Below are 15,069 nucleotides of genomic sequence, written 5' to 3'. Positions count from 1 at the left end.
GATAGTCATGAATTCGATGGATACCGCCGACACCCTGCAGGACCAGTTGCGGCTGGACCGCCGCGCCAACGCCGCGCGCCGCGTGCGCATCACCTTGTGGCAGGTGCTGATTCTTGCCGTCATCCTGGGCTCGTGGGAAATTCTCACGCGCATACCGTGGTTCACCCAGAACACGCTTTTCGATCCCTTTTTCATCAGCCAGCCCTCGCGCGTCGCCGTGCGATTGTGGGAATGGCTGCAACCCGGGCCGCGCTCGGTCTGGCCGCACCTGTGGCTGACGCTGCAGGCCACACTTGTCGGCCTGGTGGTGGGCGTGGGCAGCGGCTTCGTGGTGGGCATGACGCTCAGCCGCAGCCGCTTTCTGGCCGACGTGTTCAATCCGTTCATCGTGGCGTTCAATTCCATGCCGCGGATCGCGTTCGTGCCGCTCATCACCATGTTCTTCGGGCTGGGGCTGGCGTCCAAGGTGGTCACGTCGTGGTTCGTCGTGTTCTTTTTGGTGTTCTTCAACACCTACAAGGGCGGGCGCAGCGTGGAGCGCGAGCTTGTCGATTTCTGCCGCACGCTGGGCGGCTCGCCGCGCCAGATCCTGTGGCGGGTGCGCATCCCCACGGCCGCGGCCTGGACCTTTGCCGCGCTGCCCAACGCCATCAGTTTTGCGCTGATCGGCGTGGTGCTGGCCGAGTTCGTGGGCTCGACCACGGGCATGGGATATCTGATGATCACCGCGCTGGCGACGCTGAACGCCACCGACATGTTTGCGGCCGTGACGCTGCTGTCCATCGTCGGCATCGCGCTGGTCTATTGTGTGACGTGGATCGAACGGCGGCTCTTGCACTGGGCGCCGGAGTTCCGGGAATGAGCGAGGCCCGAAAGATGAAGACCCTTCCGTATCTGCGCAATTTCGACCTGACGGGACAGGTGGCGCTGGTGACCGGCTCGGCCCGCGGGCTGGGCTTTTGCATCGCGCGGGCGCTGGCCGGTTGCGGCGCGCGCGTGCTGATCAACGGCCGCAATGCCGACGCGGTCAATGCGGCAGTGGCTGAACAGACCGCGGCAGGCCTGGACGCGCATCCGCTGCCGTTCGACGTGGCCGACGACGCGGCAATGGCCGCGGCCTTCGAACGCATCGACCGCGAGCACGAGCGGCTGGACATCCTGGTCAACAACGTCGGCGCGCGCAACCGCAAGACGCTGCAGGACACCAGCCCCGCTGAAATCCGCGAACTGATCGACACCGATCTGGTGGCCGGCATGCTGCTGGCCAAGTTCGCGGCCGAGCGCATGATGCGCCAGGGCGGCGGCCGGCTGATCGCGATTACGTCGGTAGTGGGGGAGCTGGCGCGGGCGGGCGACGCCGTGTATCCGGCGGCCAAGCAGGGGCTGACGGGGATGGTGCGGGCGCTGGCGGCGGAATTCGGCGGGCATTACATCACCAGCAACGCCATCGCGCCGGGGACGTTTGCCACGGAGACCAATGCGGAGATGGTGGCCGACCCGCAATTCGGCCCGCGCATCGCGGCGCGCAACCCGACGGGCCGGTGGGGCGAACCGGAAGAAATCGCCGGGGCGGCCGTGTTCCTGGCGTCACCCGCGGCGTCGTACGTGAACGGTCACGTGCTGGTGGTGGACGGCGGGCTGTCTATTCAGTTTTGAAGACGGCCCTGCTCAAGTCGTCCCGTCCTGATACCAGACGCCTTCGGCCAGCATCATCTTCTGGTGGCCATGCCCCGCCGGCATCATCGGGAAGCAGTTTTCCTGCGCGGTGACCGCCACGTCCAGGAAGTACGGGCCATCGTGCGCCAGGCATTCGGCCAGTGCGGCGTCCAGCTTGGCCGGGTCATCCACGCGCGCCGCGCCCCAGCCGAAGGCGCGCGCCAGCGCCACGAAATCCGGCAGCGACGCGTTGTAGCTGTGGCTGTAGCGCCCGCCGTGGATCAGTTCCTGCCACTGGCGCACCATGCCCATGTAGCCGTTGTTGCACAGCACGACCTTGACGGGCGTCTCGTGCTGCATGGCGGTGGACAGTTCCTGGATGTTCATCAGCACCGACGCGTCGCCGCTGACGCAGACCACGGTCTTGTCCGGGTGCGCGACCTGCGCGCCGATGGCGGCCGGCACGCCGTAGCCCATCGTGCCCGCGCCGCCAGACGTCAACCAGCGGTTCGGGCGGTCAAAGCGCAGATACTGCGCGGCCCACATCTGATGCTGGCCCACGTCGGTGGAGACGATGGCATCGCGGTCCGCCAGCGCGGCGTTCAGGCGCGACATCAGGTGCTGCGGCAGGATGGCGTCGGGCGCGGGCGTGAAGCCCAGGCAGTCCTGCGCGCGCCAGGCGTCGATGCGCTTGAACCAGGGCGCCAGGCGCGCGGGCTCCAGCGGGGTGTCGCCCAGTTCGGCGCGCAGCGCCCGCACCAGCGGCAGGCAGTCGCCCACCAGCGCCACGTCCACGCGCACGACCTTGTTGATCGAGGCGGGATCGATATCGATATGGATCTTGCGGGCGTGCGGGCAGAACTCGGACAGCTTGCCGGTGATGCGGTCGTCAAAGCGGGCGCCGATGCAGACGACGAGATCCGAGTTGTGCATGGCGAGGTTGGCTTCGACCGTGCCGTGCATGCCCAGCATGCCCACGAATTGCGGGTCGGACGCGGGAAACGCGCCCAGGCCCATCAACGTCAGCGTGCAGGGCGCGCCGGTGTGGCGCACCAGGTCGGTGAACGCTTCGCAGGCCTCGGGACCGGCGTTCACCAGTCCGCCGCCGCCGTAGAAGATGGGACGCTTGGCCTGCGCGATCAGCGCGGCGGCGCGGCGCACGGCCGACTGCGGCAGCTTGGCCGCCAGCTTGCCCGACTGGCGGCGCGCGCGCAGTGCGGCCAGCTTGTGCTGCGACGGCGCATCCAGGCCATCGCCGCTGTCGCGCGGCACCGCCAGCTGCACGTCCTTGGGAAAATCCACCAGCACCGGACCGGGACGGCCCTGGCGCGTCAGTTCAAACGCACGGGCGGTCACGCCAGCCACGTCGTCCACCGCGCGGATCTGGGTGTTCCACTTGGTGACGGAACGCGAAATGCCGATGGCGTCGCATTCCTGGAAAGCGTCGGTGCCGATGGCCGCCGTGGCCACCTGACCGCTGATGCACAGCACCGGGATCGAATCGCACATGGCGTCCAACAGGCCCGAGGTCGTGTTCGCCATGCCGGGGCCGGAGGTCACGAACACCACGCCCGTGCGGCCGGTGGTGCGGGCGTAGCCCTCGGCCGCGTGCACGGCGGCCTGCTCGTGGCGCACCAGCACGTGCCGCAGGCGCGGCTCGGCGTACAGGGCGTCGTACAGGGGCAGGACGGCCCCGCCCGGATAGCCGAAGACCGTGTCGACGCCGTGCGCAATCAGCGTGTCGAGCAGAATCTTCGCCCCGTTTTCAGGGGCGGTTTCGGTGGCGGTTTCCGTGGCGGCAAGTGCGGCGGCGGCGGTGGGGTGCAGGCGATCGTTCATGCTATCCATCTTATTGGTAGAACCGAAGAATTTTTATCTTCTTTTCCACGGATAACGGGCGAACGGAGTAAATTCATCTTTGATTTGGAGGAATCAAAGAAAATGAACCTCGACAAGTTCGACTTGGCCATTTTGAAGGTGCTGCAGGACAACGCGCGCGCCAGCCTGAACGACATCGGCGCGGCGGTCGGCCTGTCGTCCACCCCGTGCTGGAACCGCATCAAGCGCATGGAGAGCGCCGGGGTCATCCGCGGCTACACCGTGGACATCGATCCGGCCAGCCTGGGTTTCATGGACACGGTCATCGTCCACGTGACTCTGGAAAGCCATAGCGAAGAGACGCTGTATGAATTCGGCCGCGCGCTGGCGCAGATCCCCGAGGTGCTGGAGGCCTTCCTGGTGTCGGGCGACTACGACTATTACATCCGCATCGCCGTGCGCGACACCCGCGACTACGAGCGCCTCTTGCGAGAACAGCTCTACCGCATCCCGGGCATCCGGCACAGCAAGTCCTGCTTTGTGCTGCGCCGGCTGAAGGAAACCAAGCTGCCGCTGACCGGGCCGGCGTCGTAAGCCGCCGCCCCCCAGTTGTTTCAGCGCAGCACGTAGTCCACCGGCACCGCCGGCTCGGGCAAGGGGCGCACGCCCAGGCCTTCGAGCAGGTCGATCTCGATGACGCGGGCCAGCGCGGACAGCGGCAGGTCGTTCTCGTCCGCGCCGAAGGGGTCTTCCAGCTCGTCGCCCAGCGCGTCCAGGCCGAAGAAGGTGTAGGCGACAATGGTCACCGCAAGCGGCGTCAGGAACTCCAGCGTGCCCACCAGCCCGAAGGGCAGCAGCAGGCAGAACAGCCACGCCGTGCGATGCAGGAGCAGCGAATAGGCGAACGGACAGGGCGTGAACTTGATGCGCTCGCAGGCCGCCTGGATGGCCGCGCACTGCGCCACGCGCTGAGTCAGGCCCTGGTACAGGATGTCGGTCAGCTCACCGCGCCGCAGGCAAGCCGCGAGATCCCGGTTGATGGCCAGGAGCAGGGCATCGGGCACGTTGCGGCAGCCGGCCAGCGAATCCAGCTCGTCCTGCTGCACCCACGGCCGCACCGCCTCGACCATGTCCTGCCCGCGAAGCCTCGCCGCCAGTCCGTAGCCGAATCCGATGCAGCGCCGCACCAGGCGCTCCTGCAAGGGATTGGCGGTGCTGGCCGCCAGCAGCACGGCGCTCTCGCGCGCCAGGCTGCGCGCCTGCACGACGAGGTCGCCCCATTGCTTGCGGGCTTCCCACCAGCGGTCATAGCAGACGTTGTTGCGAAAGCCCATGAAGACGGACAGGGCCAGCCCGAAGAGCGAGAACGGCACCGCGGTCAGATGCGCGGGCGAGAAGAACTGGCGGTGGTACATCCACACCACCACGCAGGAGAGCACCGTGATGACGATGATCCTGCTGAGGATGCGCGGGATGATGGAACCGCGCAGTACAAAGAACAGAGCCAGCGCGGAGGGCCGCGGACGGACGATCATGATGAATATCAAACAAGGGACAAGCCGGCGCTCACTATACGCCTGTGATCGCGCAAAGACGCCGCCGATATAATTCTGTTTCGTCTCACGCCACACGCGACCTTCAATGACCACCGAAGACACCCCGATCAAGCCCTGGTACGCCGTCCGCCGCTCCAAGCTGCACGGCAATGGCGTCTTCGCCGCCCGCAAGATTCCCGCGGGCACGCGCATCATCGAGTACGGCGGCAAGCGCATCAGCGCCAAGGAAGCCGACCGCCGCCACCCGACCAATCCGGACGATCCCTTCCACACCTTCTTCTTCGCGCTCAGCTCCGGCCGCGTGATCGACGGCGGCGACGAGGGCAACGACGCGCGCTGGATCAACCATTCCTGCCAGCCCAATTGCGAGGCGCAGGAAGGCAAGCACGGCAAGCGCGTCTACATCGTGGCGCTAGAGGACATCGCGCGCGGCACCGAGCTGTCGTACGACTACGGGCTGGTGCTGGATGGGCGCATCACCAAGGCGCTGAAGGAAGGCTACAAGTGCCTCTGCGGCACGCCGCCGTGCCGGGGCACGATGCTGGCGCTGCCCGCCAAGAAGGCGAAGAAAGCCGACAAGGCGGAGAAGGTGGAGAAGCCCGCCAAGGCCGAAAAGACCGAAAAGACCACCAAGACCGAAAAGACCGCCAAGACCAATAAGGGCCCCGCGGCCAGAAAGGCCGGCGCCGCCGAGGCCGCCTGACGGCAACACGGGGCCAGTCCCGCGCTTTCCGAAGACCACAACTGCAATAAGCATATTCAATCCCGTCCGGCGGACAGGCGTACAATCATTCGGTCGTTAACACGACATGCAGTACGTCTTCAGGGCGGGGTGCAATTCCCCACCGGCGGTATGCCATGCAATGTGGCGAGCCCGCGAGCGCCCGGCCAGCTTTTTGGCCGGGGTCAGCAGACCTGGTGAGAAGCCAGGGCCGACGGTCATAGTCCGGATGAGAGAAGATGTGCCGGCACATACTCGGCTGCGCCGGGCGCGTTTGCGCCCGCCTGGCCGTATTGCGTTCGGCTGTCGATTAGCCCTGAAACGTTTTTCGCCCAATCCTTTTGCGAGAGCGTTTCAATGTCCAACGTTGCCTTTACCCAGCAGTCCCCCCTCCCCAGCCTGGCATCCCAACCCTTTGCCGCCCGCTTGCAGCGCGCGCTGCATCATCTGCGTCTGGGCCGTCCCGTCATCCTGATGGACGACTTTGACCGCGAGAACGAAGCCGACCTGATCGTGGCCGCCGACCGGCTGACCGTGCCCGTCATGGCGCAACTCATCCGCGACGGCAGCGGCATCGTCTGCCTGTGCCTGCCCGGCGAAACCCTTGACCGCCTGGAACTGCCGCCCATGGTCCAGCGCAACCAGAGCCGTTTTGCCACGGCCTTCACCGTGTCGATCGAAGCGCGCGAAGGCGTGAGCACCGGCGTGTCCGCCGTGGACCGCGTGACCACGATCCGCGCCGCCATTGCGCCGTCGGCACAGGCCGACGACATCGTCAGCCCCGGCCACGTGTTTCCGCTGCGCGCGCAACCGGGCGGCGTGCTGACGCGCCGCGGCCACACCGAAGGCTCGGTGGACCTGGCCGTGCTGGCCGGGCTGCGTCCGGCAGGCGTGCTTTGCGAACTGATGAACGCCGACGGCACGATGATGCGCGGTGCGGCGCTGGAGCGCTACGCCGCCGAACAGGGCCTGGTGGCGCTGACCATCGCCGAACTGGCCGACCACCTGCAAAAGCTGCAGGACGGCCAGGCCGAAGCGATCGACGACGAGGTCCTGGAGATGGCGGCCACCGTCTGACCGGCCGCAATGGGTGGGGCCGCGCCATCGCAGCCCCGATGCGGATGGCATAATCCGCGCGAATACTCGCCTTTTGCCCCACCCATGACCGTCATCCCCCAGCCCCGGAAATCGCCGCGCCAACTCAGGTCCCAGCACACCGTCGACACCATCCTCCAAGCCACGGCTCACGTTTTGGCCACGCATGGCTATGCCGGCACCAACACCAATCTGATTGCGGAAACGGCCGGCGTGAGCGTGGGCTCGCTGTATCAGTACTTTCCGAACAAGAACGCGCTGATCGCCGCGCTGCATGACCGGCACGACAACCAGATGCTGGATGTGATCGACGACGTGCTGAACGGCAATCCGGCGGCCACGCTGCGCGAACGCGTGGGCGCAATCGTGCAAGCCATGCTGCACGCGCATCTGCTGGAGCCGGCGCTGCATCGCGTGCTGGAACGGGAATTTCCGCTGTTTGACCAGCCGCACGAGCACAGCCGCGCGGATCAGGACATTCACCGCCGCATGCGGCATCTCTTGGAACTGCACCGCGCCGAGATCGCACAGGCGGACCGGGATCTGGCGACCTACGTGGTCCTGCGCATCATGGAATCGCTGGTGCACGCAGCCGCGCTGGAGCCGCCGGCGGGCTTCACGCCCAAGCAGCTGGAGGCCGCGGTGGTGGATGCAGTGATGGGGTATCTGGGCGCGCCAGCCGGCGACGCGCCGCGCAGGGCGGCGAAGAAAGCCAAGCCGGCGCGCGCCTAGCGCACCGCCCCTAGCGCACGGCCTTAGGCGCGTTCGCGCGCCATGCTGGCCAGGCAGTCCGCCGGGCCGCCATTCACGATGCGCGCGCTGCACGCCAGCATCAGGTTAAGACTCAGCCCGAAATCCTCGACGGTATGGCCCTGCGCGTCGACCATGCGCGACACACCGTCGTCGGCTGCCGCCCCCACCGCCACCTGATCGATCAGGCTGCCCGACTGGCCGGTATAGCCCCACACGGGCTTGCCGCAGGCAATGGCGTAACCCACCTCGAAGGCCGTGCCCGAATCGGGCTCGGCGCCACGAAACGGATTCAGGTTCGCCATCACCATGTCGGCGCGGCGGATCAGCGCGACGTTGGCGCGATAGATCCACTGCGCCAGCGCCTGTCCGGACAGCTCCGGCGGCGCCGCGTTGTCCAGCGGAAACACGCCCTCGAAACCGTAGGTGGCGCACAGCGTCTTGAGCCGTTCGCCGTGCGCCACGGCGTCGGGCAGAAAGACGTCGAAACCCGCCAGATACACGCTGCGCATGGCCGTTACTCCGGATCGGCGACGTTGAAGGCTTCGCCGGTGGCGAAGAAGGAGCCGCCGGCCACGTAATGCACCGAACGGCGCTCGTCGGCCGGAAAGTGCCAGCGGTTGCCCGAGAACACGTCCGGCGCCGCCCATGCGGCCACGACCTCGCCGATGAAAAGGTCGTAGGCCTGCTGATTGTGGGGTTCAGGGATGACCTTGCATTCCAGCCACCCGAGGCAGCCCTCGATAAGCGGCGCGCCGATCTTGCTGGCGGCAAACGTGGTCAGGCCGCTGGCCTGGAACTTGTCTTCGTCGCGCCCCGAGTGCGAGCCCACCTGCAGCGTGGCATGCGCCTGCGCGCGCGACGGAATGCACAGCGCGAATTCGCCCGAGGCATCGATGAGCTCGCGCGTCCAGGTGTTCTTGTCCACCACCACCAGCATCTTGGGCGGACTGAAGTCCAGCGGCATGGCCCAGGCCGCGGCCATCACGTTGCGGGCGCCGCCGTGCGCGCTGGTCACCAGCACGGTCGGGCCGTGGTTCAAAAGCAGATAGGCGCGGGGCAGGTCGACGGGTTCGATCATGGGCAGCCTAGAACATGCCATTCTTGTTGGCGGGGTTCTCGGGGATTTCCTGGCTTACGTCCCAGTGCTCGACGATCTTGCCGCCTTCGAGGCGGAAGATGTCGACCACGGCCTGGCCGCGGTCTTCGGGCGAGTCGCGCCACAGGTTGTGGATCATGACGAGGTCGCCTTCGGCGATCACGCGCTTGATCTCGACGATGGCCTGCGGATGCTGCTCGAAGTAGCGCGGGAAAAAGTCGACCATCGGCCCGACACCGTCCTGCATGTACGGATTGTGCTGGGTGTAGTTCGGGCCGACGTACAGGCGCACCGCCTCGTCGATATCGCGGTCCTGGAACATCATGCGGAAGAACGCGACGGCAATTTCCTTGTTCGACTGCGGCGCGGCCGCAAGCGCCGGCGCAGCCGCCACGCAACTGGCGGCGACCAGCAGGCAGGCGGCCAAGGATTTCCACTTCATACGCATACAGGACTACTCAAATGACGCCGGCTGGCGGCCTGCCAGTTTACAAACAAACACGGCGGAAGATCAGTATCCGACGGTATAGCGGCGGCGCGAATGCCGCGGCGTTTCGACTTCGTCGGCCAGGGCGATTGCGTAGTCTTCCATGGAAATCCAGCTCTTGCCCTCGTCGTCGGCCAGCAGGTTGTCGTCGCCCACGCGGAAGGATCCGGTGCGCTCGCCGGGCTCGAACATGGCCGAAGGCGACAGGAAGGTCCAGTTCAGCACCTTTTCCTGGCGCAGCGTGTCCAGGAACACGACGCCTGCGCGCGCCTCGGGCTTATAGGCGTCCGGGAACTCGGGGGTGTCGATCAGCATCTTGCCGGGCGCGACCAGCAGGCTGCCCGCGCCGCCCACCACCAACAGACGCGGCACGCCGGCGTTCTTCACGGCGGCCAGAAGGGGCTTGGCATCGGTGGACACAAAACGCGTGGCGCTGATGACGGCGTCGTGGCCGGCCAGGATCGGGGTCAGGCCTTCGGGATCGGTGGCATCGCCCTGGCGGACCGTCAGGCCCGGCTGCTCGTTGACCTCGGCCGGGTTGCGCGCGATGCCCGTCACCTGGTGGCCGCGCTTCAACAATTCGTCCGCCACGCGGGACCCCACGCGGCCGGTAATGCCGATCAATGCGATTTTCATGGTCTTGCTCCTGGGAGGGATGGGCCGGGAGCGGCCGCCGCACGATTGCGGCGGCGCGGGCTTCGGCTCAGGCCAAGCCATACTATTCGGTCAAATCCGAACGAAAAACCCGCTAACCAGGAAGAGTTTTTTGCAAACCGTGCACCAATGGGTGCGAACCGGTGGCAGCGCGAGATGACCGGACGCGCGCCGCACGCCGCGGCACGCGCAATCAGTGTGCGCCCGGCGGCCCCGCTTGAACAGGGGGCCGCTCCCGCGATCAGCGGGCGGCGCGTTGCGCCTGGTAGACCTGCAGGTGCGAATAGGCCACGCGCAGGTAGGTGGCGTCCACGCCCAGCGTGCGGGCGCGGCGGACCATGTCGCCGACGATGTGGTCGGCTTCCACGGGCAGGCCCTGGCGCAGGTCGCGGAACATGGAGGCAGTCATGGGCTGGGTGCGGTCGGACAGCAGCTTGCGCACGGTGGCGTCCGCCTCGGGCCGCACGGTATGGCCGGAGGCCGCGGCGACCGCCTGCGATTCCTGCAGCAGGCCGAGCAGGAAGTCCACGCCGTCGTCGGTCGACGCGATCTCGCCGACCGAGCCGCGCATCAGGCAGGTGGCGGCGGCCAGCGTCGTCAGCATGACGTACTTTTCCCAGATGTCCTGGTAGATGTTTTCGCTGAGGCGGCTGACGTATTCGCCGCCCGCCAGCGCCTGCTCCAGCGCCACGCAGCGCTCGCTGCGGGCAGGACCGGCGCGTTCACCGAACACCAGGTTGGCGTGTTTGCCCAGGTGGACCACTTCGCCTTCGGGACCGAGGGTGGCGTTGATCTGGCACAGGCCGCCCAGCACGCGATGCGGCTCGAACTCGCGGTCCAGCACGTCGTACTGGAGCACGCCGTTCATGATGGGCAGCACGGCGGTGTCGGGACCCACGGCCGGACGGATGGCCTCGATGGCGCTGTCCAGGTCGTAGGCCTTGCACGACAAGACGACGATGTCGTAGCTGTCCTTCAGCGTCTGCTGCGTGACCAGCTTGGGGTGCAGCGTGGCATCGCCCAGCGGACTCTGGATCCGCAGTCCGTGTTCGCGGATGCGCGCGGCGCGCGGCTCGCGCACCAGGAACGTCACGTCCGCGCCGGCTTGCGCCGCGCGTCCGCCAAAGTATCCGCCGGTGCCGCCGGCGCCCAAGAACAACAACCGCATGCCTGTCTCCTGTTGGCTGCCCGCGTCGGGCGCGGGCCGATGCGCGCATTATGCGCCCGGGGCTGGCGCGCCGCCCAGCGCCTGCCCTCCCGAGGGGCCATGCGCCGGACGCTTCAGACCTGCTGTTCGCGTTCGGCCCAGGCGTCGTAGCCACCACGCAGCGCCCAGATCTTGCGGTAGCCGGCCGCGCGCAGCCGCGAAGCCAGCAGGGCGGCCGACACTTCATTGGGGCATGCGCAATAGACCACGATGTCGGAATCGATCGCGCCGGGATCGAGCGCGGGCAGCGGCTGCTTCAGGTCCACGGCCACGGCGCCCGGAATGCGCGCCGCGTCGCGCTGGGCCTCTGGCCGCACGTCAAAAACCAGCGCATCGCGTCCGCTCTGGCGCCACTGCATCAGTTCGTCCACCGACAGCCGCGGAATGACGCGCAGGCTGCGCAGCAGGATCTTGCGCCGCAGAAAGCGCGCCACGATGTACAGCCCCAGCACGGCCGCCAGCACCGCCAGTCCCATCGGGCCGTAGGTGCCCAGGATGTCCAGCACGTCGTTGACCACGCTGTGGAAAAGGCCGCCCAGCAGCAGGGCCGAGCCCACCCAGATCAGCGCGCCGGCCAGGTCGTAGAGAAAGAAGCGCCGGTACGGCGTGTTGGTCAGCCCCGCCATGACGGTGGACAAAGCGCCCGCGCCCGGCAGGAACTTGCACACCAAGAGCGCGCGCACGCCGATGCGCAGATACAGGCGCTGCGTCTGGCGGATGCACGAATCCTGCGACAGCGACACCTTGCAGACCACGCCCAAGAGGCGCGACCCGTAACGCCGCCCGGCCCAGTACCACAGGCTGTCGGCGATGAGGCAGGCGGCCGTCGCGGCCAGGAGCGGCACAAGCCAGCCGGCGGCGCCGGCCAGGGCGCCGGCCGCGATGATCATGGGATAGGCGGGCACCGGCAGCCCGGCCTGCTCGATGAGGACGTTGCCGAACACCAGCCACCCGCCGTACTGCTCGAGCAGCAATTGAATATCTTGCATGGGATTTCCAGCTTGCCGCGCGCGGCGCGGCTAATCCGCGGATTTTAGGCGCGCGGCGGCGCGCCGGGGCCATAGACCCTGCCAGCCGCGCGGCAACGGTCTGTTCCATTCGCGCCCCCCCGCGCCCCGATGGCCGTCCCGCCCGAAAGCGGCGCACCAATGTGGTGCCACGCTTCCCCGCGAGGGTGCCTATAATTCTGCCCGGCCATCAGGTTTGCCCGCCTTGTCGCGGGACTGCCCCGTGGCATACAAATTGCTTCGCCAGGACAGGCTGAGAACTCGACCATTCGGGCGGGTGCGCCGCCTGGCGCTCCCATCCGATGACCGAGCCCACGCCCCCGTTCACGCACGATCTGCCCGGCATGCCTGCCGGCCGCAGCGGCCTCCGTGCTGCGGGCGTCATCCCCCCTCATCTCCATTCCCTGTCCTTCCCCGCGTAGGAGTCACCTGCATGAAATCCCTTTCCCTTTCGACCGCCAGCGGCATCGCCCGCCGCGGCCTGCTCAAGCTGGCCTTGGCTGCAGCCGGCGCAATGCTGTTCTCGGGCGCGGCCCTGGCCCAGGCGCCCGCCAAGACCAAGGTCGCCGCCGTGTACACGGTGCCGGTCGAACAACAATGGGTATCGCGCATCCACAAGGCGCTGTCGGCCGCGCGCGACCGTGGCGACATCGAGTACACGTTCTCGGAAAACGTCACCAACGCCGACTACGAGCGCGTGCTGCGCCAGTACGCGGAACAAGGCAACAAGCTGATCGTGGGCGAGGCCTTCGCCGTGGAAGCCGCCGCCCGCAAGGTCGCCAAGGACTATCCGCAGACCGCCTTCCTGATGGGTTCGTCGGGCAAGCCCCAGCAGCCCAACTTCTCGGTGTTCGACAACTACATCCAGGAACCGGCCTACCTGACCGGCATGATCGCGGGCGGCATGAGCAAGACCGGCAAGATCGGCCTGGTCGGCGGCTATCCCATCCCCGAAGTGAACCGCCTGATGCAGGCCTTCATCGAGGGCGCCAAGGAAATCAATCCGAAGGCTGAATTCACCGTGACCTTCATCGGCTCGTGGTTCGATCCCCCGAAGGCCAAGGAAGCCGCCTTCGCGATGATCGACAAGGGCGCGGACGTGCTGTACGCCGAACGCTTCGGCGTGTCGGACGCCGCCAAGGAACGCGGCAAGCTGGCCATCGGCAACGTGATCGACACCCAGCCGCAATACCCCGAGACGGTCGTCGCCTCGGCGCTGTGGAGCATGGAGCCGACCATCGACGAAGCGCTCAAGCAGGTCAAGGCCGGCACGTTCAAGGCCGAAGACTTCGGCCAGTACTCGCTGATGAAGCACAAGGGCTCGTCGCTCGCGCCGCTGGGCACCTTCGAACAGAAGATCCCGGCTGACCTGATCGCCAAGGTCCAGGCCAAGGAAAAGGCGATCCTGGACGGCAGCTTCACCGTCAAGGTCAACGACAAAGAACCCAAGTCCTCGGCACGATGAATCAAGCGCCTCTCGCCCTGCAACTGACGGGGATCACCAAACGCTTCGGCAGCCTGACGGCCAACGACGATGTTTCGCTCACGCTGCGCCAGGGCGAAGTGTTGGCCTTGCTGGGCGAGAACGGCGCCGGCAAATCGACCCTGGTGTCGATCCTGTTCGGCCACTACGTGGCCGACGCCGGCAGTATCGAAGTCTTCGGCAAGCCCCTGCCCGCCGGCCGGCCCGACGCCGCGCTGGCGGCGGGCGTCGGCATGGTGCACCAGCATTTCACGCTGGCCGACAACCTCACCGTGCTGGACAACATCATGGTGGGCACCGAATCGCTCTGGAAGCTGGCCTCGGGCCGCGGCCAGGCCCGCAAGCGCCTGGTGGAACTGGGCCAGCGCTTCGGCCTGGGCGTGGACCCGGACGCGCGCGTGGGCACGCTGTCGGTCGGTGAAAAACAGCGCGTCGAAATCCTGAAGGCGCTGTACCGCGGCGCCCGCGTGCTCATCCTGGACGAGCCCACCGCCGTGCTCACGCCGCAGGAAGTGCAGGATCTGTTCGCCACGTTGCGCGGCTTCGTCGACGAAGGACTGGCGGTCATCTTCATTTCGCACAAGCTGGACGAAGTGATGGCCGTATCGCGCCGCGTGGCCGTGCTGCGGCAAGGCAAGCTGGTCGCCGAGCGCGACACCGCGGGCACCAATCCGGCGGAACTGGCCGAACTGATGGTGGGCCGCAAGGTGGTCATGCCGCGCTCCGAGGCCGCTTCGGCCGCCGAGCAGGCCGCGCCCGTGGTGACGCTGTCCCAGGTCACCGTGCGCGACAGCCGCGATGGCGCGCCGCGCCTGGACAGCCTGGACCTCGTGGTCCACACGCATGAAATCGTGGCCATCGCCGGCGTGGCCGGCAACGGCCAGCAGGCGCTGGTGTCGGTGCTGACCGGCCTGCGCCAGCCCTCGGACGGCACGATCCGGCTGGGTCCGGAACACGCTGCGGCGCCGACGACGCCCGCCGGCTGGACCGCCGCGCGCGTGGGCCGCATCCCGGAAGACCGCCACGGCGAAGGCATGATTGGCGACAGCCCCTTGTGGGAAAACGCCATCGTCGAAGACCTGAAGGACAAGCGCTTCGCGCGTCATGGCCTGATCCGCGCCCGCGCGGGCAAGGCCTACGCGGCGTCGCTGGCCAAGCAGTTCGACGTGCGCGCCGCTTCGCTGGACGTGCGCACGCGCAGCCTGTCGGGCGGCAACATGCAAAAGCTGATCCTGGGCCGCACGCTGGCGCGTGAGCCGCGCTTCATCGTGGCCGATCAGCCCACCTGGGGCCTGGACATCGGCGCGGTCGCCTACGTGCGCGAGCAGCTTCTGGCCGCCCGCGCCCGCGGCGCCGGCGTGCTGCTGGTGTCCGAGGACCTGGAAGAGATCTTTGCGCTGGCCGACCGCATCGCCGTGCTGTGCGGCGGCAAGCTGGTCGCGGTCAAGCCGGTGGCCGAATGGACGCCGGCCACCGTCGGCCTGGCCATGACGGGAACCCGGGCGTGACGGTGCAAACCGTGCCGCCTGGCTTTCT

Annotated in this window: 16 protein-coding genes and 1 riboswitch; of the genes, 8 read left to right on the top strand and 8 right to left on the bottom strand. The window is 67.4% G+C overall.

Features of this window, described 5'->3' with window-relative positions:
* Positions 1 to 16: 16 nt before the first annotated feature.
* Both ASD87_RS25260 and ASD87_RS25255 read left to right on the top strand, forming a co-directional pair.
* On the top strand, positions 17 to 862 hold the full coding sequence (locus ASD87_RS25260; protein ID WP_108006355.1) for an ABC transporter permease: 846 nt from the start codon (positions 17 to 19) through the stop codon (positions 860 to 862).
* A 14-nt stretch (positions 863 to 876) separates the two neighbouring features.
* A complete protein-coding gene (locus ASD87_RS25255; RefSeq protein ID WP_056327783.1) occupies positions 877 to 1,656 on the top strand; it encodes an SDR family oxidoreductase in 780 nt (259 codons plus the stop codon).
* A gap of 12 nt (positions 1,657 to 1,668) precedes the next feature.
* On the opposite strand, the gene ilvB is transcribed toward ASD87_RS25255, so the two are convergent.
* Positions 1,669 to 3,504, bottom strand: coding sequence for a biosynthetic-type acetolactate synthase large subunit (gene ilvB / locus ASD87_RS25250; protein ID WP_156403508.1), 1,836 nt, complete (start codon positions 3,502 to 3,504; stop codon positions 1,669 to 1,671).
* Between the two features lie 93 nt (positions 3,505 to 3,597).
* Here ilvB and ASD87_RS25245 point away from each other — a divergent pair, with 93 nt between their 5' ends.
* The gene (locus ASD87_RS25245) at positions 3,598 to 4,068 is read left to right on the top strand and encodes an Lrp/AsnC family transcriptional regulator (RefSeq protein WP_056327693.1); all 471 of its coding nucleotides are present in this window, start codon (positions 3,598 to 3,600) and stop codon (positions 4,066 to 4,068) included.
* Between the two features lie 20 nt (positions 4,069 to 4,088).
* Here ASD87_RS25245 and ASD87_RS25240 read toward each other — a convergent pair whose 3' ends face one another.
* Positions 4,089 to 5,009: a bestrophin family protein gene (locus ASD87_RS25240; protein WP_056327692.1), complete on the bottom strand. Its 921-nt coding sequence runs from the start codon at positions 5,007 to 5,009 to the stop codon at positions 4,089 to 4,091.
* A 106-nt stretch (positions 5,010 to 5,115) separates the two neighbouring features.
* Here ASD87_RS25240 and ASD87_RS25235 point away from each other — a divergent pair, with 106 nt between their 5' ends.
* The 3 genes from ASD87_RS25235 to ASD87_RS25225 all read left to right on the top strand — a co-directional run bounded on the left by ASD87_RS25235 (position 5,116) and on the right by ASD87_RS25225 (position 7,578).
* On the top strand, positions 5,116 to 5,733 hold the full coding sequence (locus ASD87_RS25235) for an SET domain-containing protein (RefSeq protein WP_056327691.1): 618 nt from the start codon (positions 5,116 to 5,118) through the stop codon (positions 5,731 to 5,733).
* A 111-nt stretch (positions 5,734 to 5,844) separates the two neighbouring features.
* A riboswitch (FMN riboswitch) is annotated at positions 5,845 to 5,996 on the top strand.
* A 112-nt stretch (positions 5,997 to 6,108) separates the two neighbouring features.
* Positions 6,109 to 6,828 (top strand): 3,4-dihydroxy-2-butanone-4-phosphate synthase, encoded by a 720-nt coding sequence (gene ribB / locus ASD87_RS25230; protein ID WP_056327690.1) that lies wholly within the window; start codon positions 6,109 to 6,111, stop codon positions 6,826 to 6,828.
* A gap of 84 nt (positions 6,829 to 6,912) precedes the next feature.
* Positions 6,913 to 7,578, top strand: coding sequence for a TetR/AcrR family transcriptional regulator (locus tag ASD87_RS25225; protein WP_056327689.1), 666 nt, complete (start codon positions 6,913 to 6,915; stop codon positions 7,576 to 7,578).
* 23 nt (positions 7,579 to 7,601) lie between these two features.
* On the opposite strand, the gene ASD87_RS25220 is transcribed toward ASD87_RS25225, so the two are convergent.
* The 6 genes from ASD87_RS25220 to ASD87_RS25195 form a co-directional block, all read right to left on the bottom strand.
* Positions 7,602 to 8,108, bottom strand: coding sequence for a nucleoside 2-deoxyribosyltransferase (locus ASD87_RS25220; RefSeq protein ID WP_056327688.1), 507 nt, complete (start codon positions 8,106 to 8,108; stop codon positions 7,602 to 7,604).
* Positions 8,109 to 8,113: 5 nt separating this feature from the next.
* Positions 8,114 to 8,677 carry a flavin reductase family protein gene (locus ASD87_RS25215; protein ID WP_056327687.1) on the bottom strand — a complete coding sequence of 188 codons (564 nt, stop codon included), beginning with the start codon at positions 8,675 to 8,677 and terminating at the stop codon, positions 8,114 to 8,116.
* A gap of 7 nt (positions 8,678 to 8,684) precedes the next feature.
* Positions 8,685 to 9,143, bottom strand: a complete 459-nt coding sequence (locus ASD87_RS25210) for a nuclear transport factor 2 family protein (protein WP_056327686.1) — start codon at positions 9,141 to 9,143, stop codon at positions 8,685 to 8,687.
* 63 nt (positions 9,144 to 9,206) lie between these two features.
* The gene (locus ASD87_RS25205) at positions 9,207 to 9,818 is read right to left on the bottom strand and encodes an NAD(P)-dependent oxidoreductase (RefSeq protein ID WP_056327685.1); all 612 of its coding nucleotides are present in this window, start codon (positions 9,816 to 9,818) and stop codon (positions 9,207 to 9,209) included.
* Positions 9,819 to 10,077: 259 nt separating this feature from the next.
* Positions 10,078 to 11,004 (bottom strand): 2-dehydropantoate 2-reductase, encoded by a 927-nt coding sequence (gene panE, locus ASD87_RS25200; RefSeq protein WP_056327684.1) that lies wholly within the window; start codon positions 11,002 to 11,004, stop codon positions 10,078 to 10,080.
* 113 nt (positions 11,005 to 11,117) lie between these two features.
* A complete protein-coding gene (locus tag ASD87_RS25195) occupies positions 11,118 to 12,032 on the bottom strand; it encodes a DedA family protein/thiosulfate sulfurtransferase GlpE (protein WP_056327683.1) in 915 nt (304 codons plus the stop codon).
* A 451-nt stretch (positions 12,033 to 12,483) separates the two neighbouring features.
* Here ASD87_RS25195 and ASD87_RS25190 point away from each other — a divergent pair, with 451 nt between their 5' ends.
* Together ASD87_RS25190 and ASD87_RS25185 are read left to right on the top strand one after the other, a co-directional pair.
* Positions 12,484 to 13,515, top strand: a complete 1,032-nt coding sequence (locus tag ASD87_RS25190) for a BMP family protein (RefSeq protein ID WP_056327682.1) — start codon at positions 12,484 to 12,486, stop codon at positions 13,513 to 13,515.
* On the top strand, positions 13,512 to 15,041 hold the full coding sequence (locus tag ASD87_RS25185; protein WP_056327681.1) for an ABC transporter ATP-binding protein: 1,530 nt from the start codon (positions 13,512 to 13,514) through the stop codon (positions 15,039 to 15,041). The genes ASD87_RS25190 and ASD87_RS25185 overlap by 4 nt, the downstream gene beginning before the upstream one ends.
* The last annotated feature ends 28 nt before the right edge of the window (positions 15,042 to 15,069 follow it).

The sequence above is a fragment of the Achromobacter sp. Root170 genome (assembly GCF_001428165.1).
GTDB classification, from domain to species: domain Bacteria; phylum Pseudomonadota; class Gammaproteobacteria; order Burkholderiales; family Burkholderiaceae_B; genus Achromobacter; species Achromobacter mucicolens.
The sequence above is the reverse complement of the archived record's forward strand: the minus strand, read 5'-3'. Positions and strand labels throughout refer to the sequence as shown.